At 39.0% G+C, this 15,941-nt stretch carries 9 protein-coding genes; 8 read left to right on the forward strand and 1 reads right to left on the reverse strand.

The window, feature by feature from the left end:
* Positions 1-113 precede the first annotated feature (113 nt).
* From NF867_RS15535 to NF867_RS15555, 5 genes are read left to right on the forward strand one after another with little or no spacing between them, the layout of a single operon-like run.
* The gene (locus NF867_RS15535; RefSeq protein ID WP_252589300.1) at positions 114-1,970 is read left to right on the forward strand and encodes an outer membrane protein assembly factor BamB family protein; all 1,857 of its coding nucleotides are present in this window, start codon (positions 114-116) and stop codon (positions 1,968-1,970) included.
* Positions 1,971-1,980: 10 nt separating this feature from the next.
* Positions 1,981-4,914, forward strand: coding sequence for a serine hydrolase domain-containing protein (locus NF867_RS15540; protein ID WP_252589301.1), 2,934 nt, complete (start codon positions 1,981-1,983; stop codon positions 4,912-4,914).
* 43 nt (positions 4,915-4,957) lie between these two features.
* On the forward strand, positions 4,958-5,773 hold the full coding sequence (murQ, locus tag NF867_RS15545; RefSeq protein ID WP_252589302.1) for an N-acetylmuramic acid 6-phosphate etherase: 816 nt from the start codon (positions 4,958-4,960) through the stop codon (positions 5,771-5,773).
* A gap of 30 nt (positions 5,774-5,803) precedes the next feature.
* Positions 5,804-7,315: a sodium:solute symporter gene (locus tag NF867_RS15550; RefSeq protein ID WP_252589303.1), complete on the forward strand. Its 1,512-nt coding sequence runs from the start codon at positions 5,804-5,806 to the stop codon at positions 7,313-7,315.
* Positions 7,316-7,345: 30 nt separating this feature from the next.
* Positions 7,346-10,174 carry an FAD-binding and (Fe-S)-binding domain-containing protein gene (locus NF867_RS15555; protein WP_252589304.1) on the forward strand — a complete coding sequence of 943 codons (2,829 nt, stop codon included), beginning with the start codon at positions 7,346-7,348 and terminating at the stop codon, positions 10,172-10,174.
* Between the two features lie 102 nt (positions 10,175-10,276).
* Here NF867_RS15555 and NF867_RS15560 read toward each other — a convergent pair whose 3' ends face one another.
* On the reverse strand, positions 10,277-11,020 hold the full coding sequence (locus NF867_RS15560) for a DeoR/GlpR family DNA-binding transcription regulator (protein WP_252589305.1): 744 nt from the start codon (positions 11,018-11,020) through the stop codon (positions 10,277-10,279).
* Between the two features lie 330 nt (positions 11,021-11,350).
* On the opposite strand from NF867_RS15560, the gene NF867_RS15565 reads away from it, so the two are divergent.
* From NF867_RS15565 to NF867_RS15575, 3 genes are all read left to right on the forward strand, one after another.
* Complete coding sequence (locus NF867_RS15565) at positions 11,351-12,868, forward strand: L-lactate permease (protein ID WP_256471430.1); 1,518 nt, start codon at positions 11,351-11,353, stop codon at positions 12,866-12,868.
* A 19-nt stretch (positions 12,869-12,887) separates the two neighbouring features.
* Positions 12,888-15,026: an FAD-binding and (Fe-S)-binding domain-containing protein gene (locus NF867_RS15570; protein ID WP_252589307.1), complete on the forward strand. Its 2,139-nt coding sequence runs from the start codon at positions 12,888-12,890 to the stop codon at positions 15,024-15,026.
* Between the two features lie 71 nt (positions 15,027-15,097).
* Positions 15,098-15,814 (forward strand): heterodisulfide reductase-related iron-sulfur binding cluster, encoded by a 717-nt coding sequence (locus tag NF867_RS15575; RefSeq protein ID WP_252589308.1) that lies wholly within the window; start codon positions 15,098-15,100, stop codon positions 15,812-15,814.
* Positions 15,815-15,941 lie beyond the last annotated feature (127 nt).

Raw genomic sequence — 15,941 nt, forward strand, 5'->3', positions numbered from 1 at the left:
GCAAATATTTTGATTTTGTATTAGGTGTTTTGCAATTATTTTAAGATATTGCATACGGTTTAATAAAGATTTGCGGTTGTGTGCGGATTTGTAAAGATCATAGATTCTCAAAAATGAAAATTCGATTTACAGTTTTATTCCTCTTATTGCTTACTACTTTTGCGGGTAAAGCTCAAAATGTTATCAAGTTTGCCTTTGTTACCGATACGCATGTTGGTAATTCAACCGGAGCTGATGATTTGAGAAGAACGGTTCAGGATATCAATAATGATCCTTCCTTAGCTTTCGTAGTGCTTACCGGTGATATAACTGAATTTGGCGCCGATCAAGAACTTAAACTGGCCAAGCAAATACTCGACAGTTTAAATAAAAAATATTATGTGATTCCTGGTAATCACGATGCCAATTGGTCTGAGAGCGGTGCAAATACCTTCAGAACTGTTTTTGGCAATGAAACGTTCTCCTTTACCTATGGCAACTATTTCTTTGTTGCCACCAGTTCTGGTCCAAATATGCGAATGGGGCCTGGGCAAATTCCTAGAGAAAATATTGTATGGCTTGATTCAACATTGAAAGCAATGCCAGATCGTAATATGCCGGTAGTTTATTTGAACCATTATCCACAAAATAATGATCAAAATAACTGGTACGAAGCACTCGATCTATTAAAAAAGAGAAATGTGCAGGTAATACTGCATGGCCATGGTCATGCAAACAAAGAGTATACTTATGAGAATATTCCGGCAATTATGGGCCGTTCTAATTTAAGAGCTAAAGATTCAATTGGTGGATATAATATTGTCACTATTCAGAATAATAGAGCCGTTTTCGAGGTGAAAACACCTTTGACGACAGCAATTAAGAAATGGGCGGAAGTTTCATTGTTCAATCATCATTACGAAACAGATACCACACACTTTACTCGTCCGTCTTATGCCGTTAATAAACAGTATGCTAAGCTGAAAAAGACATGGGAATACCAGGATAACAGTGATGTAGGAGCCGGAAGTGCATTAATCGATGACTTGCTACTGAATGTTAATACGCAAGGTTTGATCTATGCCTTAAATAAAAAGAGTGGTAAAGTGGTTTGGAAAACAGGCACTAAAGGTAAGATCTATTCAACGCCAGCAGTGCAGGGAACTTATGCTGTGGTTGGTTCATCTAATCATCATATCTATTGCTTGAATACGCTAACTGGTAAAATTGTTTGGGATTTTCAGGCTGATAAAGCGGTATTAGGTTCTCCGGTAATAAAAGGAGATAACGTATTTATTGGAGCCTCGGATGGACACTTTAGAGCCTTGAATTTAAAAACAGGCAAATTGGTTTGGGATTTCGACCAGGTGAAAGGTTTTGTGGTAACTAAACCGCTTATCTATAATAATAAAATTTATTTCGGATGCTGGGCTAACGACTTTTATGCCTTGGATATTGAAACAGGGAAACTGGTTTGGAAATGGAATAATGGCACTACAAACAGAATGTTTTCACCTGCAGCCTGCTATCCTGCGGCAACAGCAAACCGCGTGTTTATAGTTGCTCCCGATCGCTATATGACTGCTTTTGATGCTAACTCAGGTGCAGTTATCTGGAGAAAGCAAATGAAAGATATCCGCGTTCGCGAATCGATGGGCTTGTCGGCTGATAGTTCGATGGTATACGCTAAAACAATGGAAGGTCAGTTGGTGGGCATTTCAACAAAAGCTGATTCTATGCAAGTTATATGGAAATCGAAACTTCAATTGCCTTATGAATTAGCACCTTCGGCAATTGTTGAACGAAACAATAAGGTTTATGTGCCATCTCATTCGGGTTTGGTAAGTACTATCGACAGAAACTCAGGAGAGGTAATTTGGCAATATAAAGTATCAAACTCATTGGTTAACACAGTTTTACCAATTGATAATAACAAAGTGATAGTGAGTACAATGGACGGTAAAATTGTTTGCCTTGAATACCGCAATTAATATTTTTGGTATGTATAAGAAATTGATATTAAGTTGGTTGGGCCAAAGCATGTTGGTCGGGCTTTTTGCAACTGCTGCTCAAGCGCAGCAGTTCTTACAGCCTTCCCCTGCAGCTGATCATTGGGCCGACAGTGTGATGAAAACCCTTAATAAAAAGCAAAAAATCGCTCAGTTATTGGTTTTACGTGCCTCAGAACGTAAAGGCAGCGAAGTGGTTTTCTATGAAGAAGAAATCTCAAAATACATAAAGAAATATAAAATTGGTTCGGTGTGCTTGTTTCAGGGAACCTCGCTGCAGCAGGCCGGATTTTTAAACAGACTTCAGGTTCTTTCAAAAGTACCTTTACTAGTATGTGTTGATGGGGAAACAGGTTTGGGTATGCGTTTTTCAGATGTGATGCCTTTCCCAGATATGTTAACTGTTGGTGCAACGCAAGATGCGGCCATTAGCTATAAAATTGGAAAAGCGATTGGTGAGCAATGTAAAAGAGCAGGGATTCAGGTAAACTACGCTCCGGTTGTTGATATCAATAATAACCCGCTTAACCCGGTGATCAATTTCCGTTCATTTGGCGAAGACAAGTACAAGGTTGCGCTTAACGGGGTAGAGCTAATGAAGGGTATGCAAGATCAGGGTGTAATGGCTTGTGCTAAACATTTTCCTGGTCATGGTGATGTGGCGGTTGATTCTCATTTGGATCTTCCGGTTATCAATAAGTCATTTGAGCAGTTAGATTCATTGGAATTATATCCATTTAAGCAAATGATCAGTGCAGGAGTAGGTAGTATGATGGTGGCGCATTTATCAATTCCTGCAATTGACAATACGCCCAATCAGCCAACTTCCTTATCTCCAAAAAACGTAACTGAACTACTTAGAAATAAGCTGGGTTTTAACGGACTTACTTTTACAGATGCGCTAGAAATGAAAGGTGTGGCTAAGTTTTATCCGCAAGGAAAAGCAGCTGTTCAATCATTATTGGCGGGCAATGATATGCTTTGTTTACCTGGCGACATCAAAAACGGTATTAAACTGATCCGTAAAGAAATCCGCAGAAAAAACCTTTCTAAGGATGCCGTAAATGAAAAAGTACGCAGGGTATTATTGGCGAAGTATAACCTTGGTTTAAATACCTTCACACAAATAGATACCACTTCTTTAAAAGCCGATTTAAATGTCAATGTAAATCCTTTGAAAAAGGAAGTGTATGAGAATGCAATTACCTTACTTAAGCAAACGGAAACATCTGCTATTCCTTTAGCTAAAGGGAAAAAGGTTGCTTTTGTGGGTATTGGCATAACTGAGGCTAATATTTTTGCCACCCAACTTAAAAACGAATACCAGGCTGATTGTTTCTATTTTGATTACAAAGCAGGAAAAGCTGATGTGGAAACAATTCTTCAAAAAGTACAATCTGGTTACGATGCAATTGTGATCGGGGTACACAAATACAAAAAATATCCTGCTAATAACTTCGGAATTAGTGATGCTGCCATCTCGTTGATCAATAAGCTTGATCAGGACCCCAAATCGGTGACCATTGCCTTTGGAAATCCATATGCAATCAAATTGTTTGAAAATGCTGCCAATCTTGTTGCAGCGTATGATGACGATAATTTAATGCAACAGGCAGCTATTGATTTTCTTACCGGAAAAATCTTGTCAAAAGGAAAATTGCCGGTTTCTATTTCTGCTCAATATCAATATGGAAGCGGGATAACAGGAGTGAAAAATAGTAAGGTTATCAGTGCTGATTCAGCTGCTTTAGATTCGAAGAAACTTTTAAAGATCGATTCAATCGCTAATAATGCAATTAAAAATGGAGCTACTCCGGGTTGTGTGGTATTGGTGGCTCGTAAAGGAAAAGTAGGTTTCTTAAAGGCTTATGGTTACACTAATTACGATAGTACACAAAAGGTTATTCCCGAAACAGTTTATGATTTGGCTTCGGTTACAAAAATTTCGGCCACTACTGTTTCAATAATGAAATTATACGAAGAGGGAAAATTGAATCTCGATGAAAAAATCGGTACCTACTTGCCTTGGGTAAGAGGTACCGACAAAGAGATCCTCACCGTTAGAAATATTTTACTACACCAAGCCGGTCTTGTAGCTTTTATTCCTTTTTATAAAGAAACACTTGACGCTTCGGGTAAACCAAAATCTGGTTTTTATGCTTCAGCTTCAGATGAACATCACAGTGTAAAAGTTGCTGATCATATGTACATGGATAAAAATTATATCGATACCATGTACAGTAAAATTCTGAAAAGCAAATTGGGAGAGCAGGGTAAATACATTTACAGTGATAACGATTTTATTTTCTTAGGGAAAATAGTTGAGCAAATCACTGGTAAAACCCTTGATGTCTATGCTCATGAAACCTTTTATGAGCCATTGCACATGGCCAGCACCACCTTCAAGCCTTTAGAACATATGTCGGTGGAAATGATCGCTCCAACCGAAAAAGAGAAAACCTTTAGGTTGCAACAAATCAGGGGCGATGTTCATGATCCGGGAGCAGCGATGTTTGGTGGAGTTGCCGGACATGCAGGCCTTTTTAGTAACGCATACGATTTATCACAATTATACCAACTATTACTAAATGGTGGAGAGCTGAACGGTCTCCGTTTATTAAAGCAATCCACCATTAGTTATTTCACTGCTTATAATAGTACCATTAGCAGAAGAGGTTTAGGCTTTGATAAACCTGAAAAGGATAATGCAACACGCCAAAGTCCATATCCGTGTAAGTATGCATCAGCAGAAACTTTTGGCCATACAGGTTTTACCGGCACTTGTGTATGGGTAGATCCTAAGTATGATCTGGTTTATATTTTCCTTTCGAACAGGGTTTGTCCTGATGGAGAAAACAATAAGTTATTAAAGATGAATGTGCGTTCTGATATTCAGGATGCTATCTATCAGTCGCTTATCAAATAGAGTTTTAAAAATTGATTATTAGAGTTTAAAAATAAAGTGCTCAATGGAAATTACGACAGAGAAAGATTCGAACTATAATCATTTGGAAACCATGTCTTTAAACGAGATTTTGGTAAACATTAACAATGAAGACAGAACGGTTCCGGATGCAGTGCAAAAGGCAATTCCACAAATTGAGAAGTTGGCAGCTATTATTGTACAGAAGATGAAAGCCGGAGGCCGATTGTTTTATATTGGCGCAGGCACCAGCGGACGTTTAGGTGTGTTAGACGCTTCTGAATGTCCACCAACATTTGGTGTGCCCGACAGTTGGGTAATTGGCATTATTGCCGGTGGCGATGTAGCCATTCGCAAAGCAGTTGAATTTGCCGAAGATAATGTTGATCAGGCCTGGCTCGATTTAAATAAGTACAACATAAACTCAAAGGACATTGTGGTTGGCATTGCTGCCTCTGGTACAACTCCTTATGTGATCGGCGGCTTACATGCTGCTAATCAAGTTGGCATTGCTACTGGTTGCATTGTGTGTAATTCAGGAAGCAAAGTGGCTGCTGAGGCTCAGTATCCTGTTGAAGTAGTGGTAGGGCCTGAATTTGTTACCGGTTCAACCCGTATGAAATCAGGAACAGCTCAAAAACTTGTACTGAATATGATTACCACTTCGGTAATGATTCAATTGGGCAGGGTAAAGGGAAATAAAATGGTCGACATGCAATTTACCAACCAGAAGCTGTACAAACGAGGTGTGAAGATTATTATGAAAGAAACCGGTATTGATGCCGAAACCGCTTCGCAACTTTTAGAGCAACATGGAAGTGTTAGAAAAGCCATTGAAAGTGCACAGGTAGCAGGTAAATAAGTTGTTTTTTAGATTGTCAATTAAACCAAAATGTCCCCAATAGTCCTTTTCTCGTTCTTAATAGGCTATTTTGTCCTGTTAATTGTAGTTTCTTTTGTTACCTCTAAAGGTTCATCTGATAATTCAAACTTCTTTATTGCCAACCGTAATTCTAAATGGTATTTCGTAGCCTTTGGAATGATTGGTACGGCTCTTTCAGGTGTGACATTCATATCGGTTCCGGGAGCTGTTCATAATAGTGGCTTCGGATATTTTCAGTTTGTACTGGGTAATGCGGTGGGCTTTGTGTTGATTTCTACAGTGCTGTTGCCTTTATATTACCGTATTAACCTTATTTCTATTTATACCTACCTCGAACAACGTTTTGGTTTTTGGAGTTATAAATCAGGGGCGATGATCTTTCTGGTTTCGCGTACTATTGGCTCTGCATTTCGTTTATACCTCGTGGTTATCGTTTTGCAACGTTTTATCTTTGATGCATGGCACGTACCATTCGGTGTTACCATCGCTATTTGTTTGCTGCTCATTTGGTCATATACCTTCAAGGGCGGCTTAAAAACCATCATTATTACTGATACGCTTCAAACGGTATTCTTACTTTCATCGGTACTGTTATCAATCTACTTTATAGCCAAAAGCCTTAATCTGGATGCTTTACAAACCTTTGAAGCAGTAAAACATAGCTCTTACTCTAAAATTTTCTTCTGGGAAGATTTTATGAGCAGTAAGAATCATTTCATTAAACAGTTTTTAGGTGGAATTTTTGTGACCATTGCAATGGTGGGTCTCGATCAGGATTTGATGCAAAAAAACCTTAGCTGCAAGAATATTGGTGAAGCGAAGAAGAACATGCTAACATTTACCGGGGTTTTTGTGGTGATGAATATCTTCTTTTTAAGTGTGGGAGCTTTGTTGTATCAGTTTGCAGCTTCTAATAACATCGATGTAGCTGCATTGGGTACTGCCGATCACCTATTCCCTGAAATAGCTTTAAACCATTTGAATGTTATACCTGCCATTATTTTTATGCTCGGCTTAACGGCTGCTACCTTTGCAACTACCGATTCGGCTTTAACGGCGCTCACTACTTCTTTTTGCGTTGATTTTCTGGGTTTTGCAAAGAACAAAGATCAGAATAATGCAAAATTGGTGATGGCAAGACATGCAGTACACATAGGTTTTTCAGTATTAATGCTGCTGGTGGTATTGGTTTTCAAAATAATTAATGACGAGTCAGTGGTAAATGCTATCTTCAAAGCCGCCGGTTACACCTACGGACCGCTTTTGGGATTGTTCTCCTTTGGAATGATCACAAAGCGTTTAGTAAATGATAAACTGGTTCCATTTATTTGTATCCTTTCTCCAGCATTGTCGTTTCTAGTTGATAAAAATGCAGTTGCTTGGTTTGGTTACACTATTGGTTTTGAACTGATCGTTATTAATGCACTGATAACTTATGTGCTTTTATTCGTTACAAGTAAAAGCGCTTCGGGACAATTATTTGAAGCACCCAAAGAAGTTGCTGAAAGAGTAATTGCTTAAATCTGCCATCGCCTGTACAGACATTTATCTATGGAAATCGGTCAACGATTAACTTCAATTTTACCTGCAAACAGAATTAAAACCCGTCTGATTGATTTGGTAGCTTATGCTGCCGATGCAGGATTTTACCATCTTCAGCCTAAAGCAGTAGTATTGCCGGTTTCGGAAAAGGAAATACAGGATCTGTTTGTGTTTTCACACGAGAATGCAATTCCTTTAACCTTTAGGACTGCAGGGACAAGCCTTTCGGGGCAATCAGTTACGGATGGTATTTTGGTTGATCTTAGCCAATTTTGGAATAAGATTATCGTAGAAGAGAATGGAGACAAAGTTCGTGTACAGCCCGGTATTACTGGGGCTTTGGTAAACGCTCATTTAAAAAAATACAAGAAGAAAATAGGGCCCGATCCATCGAGCATTAACTCAGCGATGATGGGTGGGATTCTTTCAAATAATTCAAGCGGAATGTGTTGCGGAGTGGTGAATAATTCATACCATACCACCAAATACATTCGCTTTATTTTGCCTAACGGTAAGGTGTTTTCTACGGAAAACCCTGAAGATTACAAACGGTTTCAACTTGAATGTGCTGCAGTTTATTATAAAATTGCCTCTTTACGAGAGCGGATTTTAAATAATGAAGAGCTACAGCAGCTGATCAGACGTAAATACAAAACAAAAAATACAGTGGGGTATTCAGTCAATTCGTTTATTGATTATGATGAACCGCTGGATATATTGGCCCATCTTTTAATTGGAGCCGAAGGAACTTTAGGGTTTATTTCGGAGGCAGTATTAAATACCATTGCTGATTATCCGATGAAAGCCACGGCGCTGATCTATTTTCCATCGATATATGATGCCTGCAGTGCCATTGTTCCATTAACAATTTCAGGAGCGGAAGCAGTAGAGCTGATGGATCGTGCTTCGTTGCGTTCTATTGAACACATTATGGGCGTTCCTGATCTCTTAAAGTCATTGCCGGAACAGGCGGCGGCTTTACTGGTCGAGTATCAAGGGAATACCGAAGAGGAGCTGCAGGCAAAAGTTCAGCAGTTTTTAAACCTTTCGTCAAACCTTAGTCTGGTTAATCAGCCACATTTCACGCGTGATGCTGCTGAGCAGGATTTCTTATGGAAACTTCGCAAAGGGATGTTCCCGGCGGTCGGAGCTGTACGGGCAAGTGGAACAACGGTAATATTAGAAGATGTTGCTTTTCCGGTTGAAAAACTGGGGGATGCCATCCTCGATCTTCAACAACTCTTTGCCAAATACAATTATCATAATGCCATCATTTTCGGACATGCTAAAGATGGTAACATACACTTCGTTGTTACCCAGGCATTTGATTCTGCCACGGAAATTGCCCGTTACGACAGTTTTTTGAATGAGGTTGTTGAGCTGGTGGTTAAAAAGTATGATGGAACTCTAAAGGCGGAGCACGGAACGGGCAGGAATATGGCTCCATTTGTAGAAACAGAATGGGGGATCGAGCTCTATACAATTATGAGAGAGCTGAAACTCATTATTGATCCACGTCAGTTATTAAACCCAGGAGTGATCATCAACGATGATAAAAAGGCTCATATTAAAAACCTGAAAGATCTTCCGCAGGTAGAAGAAGAGGTAGATAAATGTATTGAATGCGGATATTGTGAGCATAAATGCCCAAGCCGTAATCTAACATTAACTCCTCGTCAGCGTATTGTGGTTCGCCGTGAGTTGGCGGCTTTACAAAATAAAGGAGATAAAAAAGCGCATCAACAACTGCTTAGCCAGTATCAGTACGATGGAATGGATACTTGTGCGGTTGATGGGATGTGTGCAACTGCTTGTCCTGTTGATATTAATACCGGCATGTTAATTAAGCGCCTGCGCCGCGAAAATCATGGCGAATTTTCAAATAATGTCGCATTATGGGTGGCTAAAAAAATTGGCTTTGTAGCCCAAATTGTAGCACTTGGCCTGCGTGCCGGTGTTAGGTTGAACAAGGTATTCGGTGAAAATACAACAAGAAATATTACGGAATCGTTGAGGAAATTGGTTCCAGCCGTTCCTTTATGGTCAAACCAAATAGTGCCTGCTCCTGCATTTTCGCAGTTTATAACGCCTGATTTAAGAGAAAAGGAGCAATCGGTAAACGTAGTTTATTTCCCCACCTGCATTTCACGTGTAATGGGTGGTTCTGCTGATGGTAAGAAAAGTACAATTGAAACGATTATCAGTGTTTCCCAAAAAGCAGGTATAAATTTATTGATTCCAGATGGAGTTCAAAACTCTTGTTGTGGTCAGATATATTCATCAAAAGGTTTTTCCAAAGCTTACGAATACAATTCAAACCAAACCATTGAATTACTTTGGAAATGGACACTTGGCGGCAAATTGCCGGTGGTATTAGATATTACATCTTGTACACACACCTTGCATGACTGTCGCCCTGTGTTAACCGATGAGAATAAAAAACGATTCGACTCGATCAATATTCTGGATAGCATCGATTATATCGCTGATTACGTTCTTCCAAAAGTAGAAGTAAGGAATAAAAAGAACAATGTGGTGCTTCACCCGGTTTGTTCTACTTATAAAATGGGTATTGAAGGTAAATTCAGAAAAATTGCCGAGAAGTTATCCAATCAGGTGACAGTTCCTATGCATGTCGGATGTTGTGGTATGGCTGGGGATAGGGGATTTCTATTTCCGGAGTTAACCCATTCGGCAACAGCGCAAGAAGCAGGAGATGTAAAGGATGTTAAGTTCGAAGGTTATTTCTCATCGGCTAAAACCTGTGAGATGGCCATGTCAGATGCTGTTGGGAAAAATTATGAGTCGATTGTTTATTTAATAGATGAGTGTGTTTAAGAAAGAAATGAGAGAACGATAAATGGTTAAATTGTTTTATTGTTAGAACGAGTCCTTTCAATTTAACAATAAAACAATTTAGCAATTACTCTCTATTAACATCTAAATCACTTCAATATATTTATGATAGCCTAAAAGCGACTGGCTATTAGTGACTAAATCAGTGATCAGGTAATGAATTGCGTTTAATCCACAAACTTTCAGATTTTGAGTCGTTTCCAACTTTTCTCCAATGGTAACAATAGCAGTTTTGCGTGAAGCCTTTAACATGGCCTTTTTAACCTGTACTGCTTCCCAATCCGAATCAGTAATTCCGTTTTCCACTGAAAGACCATTCGTTCCCAAAAAGCACAGATCGACATTAATTTCAGATAACTGGTTAATTACCTGTGAACCAATACTGATGTGTGCGCTCGGTGAAAGCTGTCCTCCAATGAGGATTACATCACTATTGGTGTTTTCAACGAGCTCTAAAGCCACTAATGGACTAATGGTAAAAAAGGTACATTTCAGGTGCTTTGGAATTGCTCTGGCTATCTCAATCATTGTGGTGCCACCACCGGCTAAAACAACCATGCCGTCTTCAATTAAGCCTACAGCCTTTTTGGCAATGATTTTCTTGGCATCTTTTGCATAGGTTTCGCCATCTGCAAATGGGAAGTGAAACGATTTGGAAAGCGCTCCGCCATGAACCTTAATAATCTGGCCTAATTCAGAAAGTTCATTTAAGTCTCTTCTGATGGTATCTTCAGATACATTCAATAAACGGCTTAGGTCAGCCGACAGTACCTTATTGTGGAGGTTGATCTGCTTGATTATAAAATTTTGACGTTCTTCTTTGAGCATGAACTGTGTATATAGAAAGATGGCTTAAATATAAATTAAATTTGCTTTAATGCAGTTTTCTGCGGCTTTTAATTGCAGAATCCACTGATCTTTCAAAATAAAATCCTTTATAAAGCAAAAAGCCGCTGACTGATCAATCACCCGATTTTCTGGCTTAACGCTAGCTGTTGGAAGGAAAGCTAATGTTAACAGGTGTTGCGTGTAAATTATTGGTTATCAAAAAGATGTGTTTTATTAATTAACTGGAACGAAAAACAAGCAGTTCTAATTATCATTAATAAACGTTAAATTAACTATAGCAACGACCACGACAAACTCAACATACCACTTATGGATTATCTCACTATTTTTCTAGCCTTAATCCCGGTTTTAATGTTAATCGTTATGCTTGGATTTTTAAAAGTTCCTGGTGACAAAAGTGCTCTGATTGCTTTAATTACAACCGCAGCCCTTTCTCTTTTGGGATTTAAATTCTCTTTAGGGTCGATTGGCCTTTCCATTGTTTTTGGCGCATTAAAAGCACTATTTCCCATTATCTTAATCATTATTATGGCTATTTATAGTTATAATGTGTTGCTTTTTACAAAAAAAATGGATGTGCTAAAACATCAGTTTTCAAACATATCCTCAGATAAATGCATTCAGGTTTTATTGCTTACCTGGGGTTTTGGTGGATTATTGGAAGGGATGGCGGGTTTTGGCACTGCCGTTGCCATTCCTGCGGCCATTCTAATAGGATTGGGTTATAAACCGCTGTTTTCAGCACTGGTAAGTCTCCTTTCCAATAGTGTTCCCACTGCATTTGGAGCTGTTGGAGTTCCGGTTAAAGCTATTGCTGTTGAAATTGGGCATGCAAATCTTCAACAGTTGGGAAGCGAAGTGGTATTCCAGTTGATTCCTTTAATGTTGCTAATTCCTTTTATAATCGTATTCTTAACTGATTCGAGCTTAAAAGCATTGCCTAAAAACATATTCTTAAGTATAGTGGTAGGTGGAGTATCCATTGTGGTGCAATATTATTCCGTTATTTATATTGGTGTAGAAACTCCGGCTGTATTAGGTAGTATTGCCTCTATAATTGTGATTGTTATTTGGGGCAAATTAACAGCTCCCAAAAAAGATTCAGGCAATGATGCCGAAAGCATCAGCACACAGAAAATTATAAATGCATGGGCGGTTTATGGCTTAATTTTAATTTTAATTATAGGCACAAGTCCATTGTTTGGTCAGTTTAGAGCTTTTCTTCAGTCAATTAGTGCAACCCCTATCAACCTGACAATTAACAACTCCGTTAAAACAGTTAAAATATATTGGCTTACTGACGGTGGTTTTTTACTCTTTTTAGGCTCAGTAATTGGCGGACTACTCCAAGGAGCCTCCTTTGGTGATTTAATGAAAGAGCTTGGGAGAACCATCCTTAGTTTGAAGAAAACCTATATTACGGTTATATCTCTTATTGCATTATCTACCATTATGGATCTATCCGGAATGGTTGCCGTACTAGGATTGGCATTAGCCACTGCAACAGGTGCGTTTTACCCATTGTTTGCTCCTGCAATAGGTTGCTTAGGTGCATTTCTAACGGGCAGTGATACTTCATCTAATATTTTATTCGGAAAACTTCAAGCCAGCGTGGCACAGCAAATCGGTGAAAAACCCAGTTGGCTTGCTGCCGCAAATACAGTAGGAGCAACCGGTGGAAAAATTATATCACCGCAAAGTATCATCATTGCAACTTCTGCATGTCATCAACAAGGGAAAGAAGGGGATATTATGAAAAAAGCCCTACCTTACGCTATTTTTTACATTATAGTTGCCGGTTTAATGGTATACTTCTTCGGAAAATAATTTATAAAACATAAGCATTATGCTAGCTCCTGCATATCAGAAATTTAAAGAGGCAATATCCAATTTTATTGACTCCAAACGAATCCTGACCAGTTCTTTGCAAACGCTGGCTTACGGAACGGACGCCAGCTTTTACAGGCTCATTCCAAAAATTGTGGTTCTCGTGCGTAATGAGTCTGAAGTTATTGGGATTATTAAGGAAGCTAAGAAATTGGACATTGCGTTGACCTTCCGCGCAGCCGGAACCAGTTTATCCGGACAGGCTATTTCCGATTCAGTATTGGTTGTGGCTACTCATGGCTGGAAACGCTACGAGATTTTTTCTAATAATGAAAAGATCAAACTAGAGCCTGGGATTGTTGGGGCCTCAGCTAATAATATTCTGGCTCCACTAGGGTTAAAAATTGGCCCCGATCCGGCATCAATAGGCGCGGCAATGATTGGTGGGATCGTTGCCAATAATGCCAGTGGAATGTGTTGCGGCATTGCTCAAAACAGCTACCAAACAATCGCTGATATCAGAATCGTAATGAATGACGGAACAGTTTTGGATACCGCAGACGCCCAAAGTGTTCAGGCTTTTAAGAATTCAAATGCTGCGTTGATCAAAGAGATTGAAGCGATGAGAGATGAGATCAAAGGCAATGAAGCACTTTTCTATCGTATCAAAAATAAATTTAAAATAAAAAACACCACTGGCTACAGCATTAATGCATTGGTTGATTATGAAGACCCTATTGAAATCATTAAGCATTTAATGGTAGGCTCAGAGGGGACTTTGGCATTTATCTCAAACGTTACTCTAAATACTGTAACCGACGAAAAATACAAAGCATGTTCCCTGGTTATTTTTAACAGTATTTATGATGCCTGTAATGCTACCGCTTTATTAAAATCAAGTCCAGTTTCAGCCGTTGAATTATTGGATCGAAAATCTATTCGCTCGGTTGAACAGGATCCTCTTGCGCCAGCGTATTTCAAAACTTTGCCTGAATTAGCATGTGCTTTATTGATTGAGTGCCGTGATAATGATCAGGCTAATCTCAATCAAAAACAACGGCAAATTCGTTCCGCAATTGAGTCAATTCCTACTTTTTCGGAATATGAATTTACTAGTGACCCTGTACAATATAATTTTAACTGGGCTGCTCGCAAAGGCTTATTGCCTACTGTGGGTGCACTTAGGAAAAATGGAACAACAGTAATTATTGAAGACATTGCGTTTCCTCTTCCTAAGCTCGCAGACGCATGTATAGCCTTACAAGATCTATTTGCAAAATACCAATATGATGATGCCGTTTTGTTTGGACATGCACTGGAAGGTAATCTGCATTTTGTTTTCTCTCAGGATTTTTCAACGCAAACCGAAATTGACCGCTATGAAAACCTAATGATGGAATTGGCTGTTTTGGTGGTCGACCAATTTGATGGATCTTTAAAAGCAGAACACGGTACAGGGCGAAATATGGCGCCGTTTGTTGAAAAAGAGTGGGGGAATGAAGCCTATAGAATTATGAAACGCATTAAAATGATTTTCGACCCTAAGAGTAAAATCAATCCGGGCGTTTTAATTAATGGTGACCCCAAAGTGCATCTTAAAAACCTTAAACCGTTACCTGAAGCCGATTCCATCATCGATAAGTGCATGGAATGTGGGTTTTGTGAACCTCATTGCGTTTCTGAAGGGTTGACTCTATCGCCTCGTCAACGTATAGTAATAGCCCGTGAAATCAGCCGATTGGAAAGTACGAATGAAGATGCGCAAAGATTAGCCGAAATTAAAAAAGATGCAGTTTACCAAGTGGATCAAACTTGCGCTACTGATGGTCTTTGTGCATTGGCTTGTCCTGTGAAAATTGATACAGGCAAATATGTAAAACGGTGGCGGGCCGAAAGACTTGAAAACAGCGATAAAAAGACGGCTGCTTATATTGCCTCTCATATGGCTGAAACTACGGCTGTTCTGCGTGTCGGTTTAAAAATTGTAAAAGTATTTCATTCTATCCTTGGAACCTCTATCATGACAGCAATGTCGAAATTCGTTCATGTTATCACTTTTGGTAAAGTGCCTAAATGGATACCTGAAATGCCTAAAGGTGCTGTTAAAATAAATATAAAACCCGCAAAAATTAAACCCACTAACGGACATGAAGATTAATTAAGCATCCCGATAGTTATCGGGATTGATGGCCGATTAAAAACAAAACACTTTCAGAAAAAAGAACTAAGATGAATACAACAGCCGATTTAAAAGTAGTTTACTTTCCTTCTTGCATAAACAGAAGTATGGGGAAAAACAAGTTTCAGGATGCTGATGATCTGCAGCTAACGGAACTAACCCATAGGTTGCTTGTTCGAGCAGGGTTTTCTATAATTTATCCCGAATCTTTGGATGCTCATTGCTGTGGCATGCCTTTTTCCAGTAAGGGATTTGCAGAAGCTAATCATACTCAATCAAAGGCACTCGAAGCCGACCTGTTGAAAGTTTCAGAGAATGGAAAATATCCCATTTTATATGATATGAGTCCATGTTTTTATCATTCGAAAGAGGAATTCACGGCTCCTTTGAAAATCGTGGATCCTATCCAATTTATGCTGGACTTCGTTTTGCCGAATTTAACCATCAAGAAAAAGAAAAGTACTGTAACTGTATTCCCGGTTTGTTCGGTTAAAAAAATTGGAAAAATGGAACAGCTTGTTTTATTGTCAAAATGGTGTGCTGAAAAGGTTACCGTTATCGAAAGTAATTGTTGTGGTTTTGCAGGAGACAGGGGTTTTCTCGTTCCTGAGCTAAATGATTATGGATTACGAAACTTAAAAGATCAAATCCCGGCAAACTGTAACGAAGGCTATTCAACCAGCAGAACTTGTGAAATCGGTTTGGAAAAATCGAGCGGAATTAATTTCAGATCTATTTTTTACCTGATTGATGAAGTAACCCGTTAATAGTTGAGGAGACAACGATTTGCACCTTGTTCGTGCCTTATGATAAAGGTGTAATAGCGACTATACATCTTCCTTGTATCGTTATTTATATTTTTTCCTTTGTTTAGCAATTGTTGATTCGGCTTTT

The sequence above is a fragment of the Solitalea agri genome, assembly GCF_023914155.1.
Lineage (GTDB): Bacteria > Bacteroidota > Bacteroidia > Sphingobacteriales > Sphingobacteriaceae > Solitalea > Solitalea agri.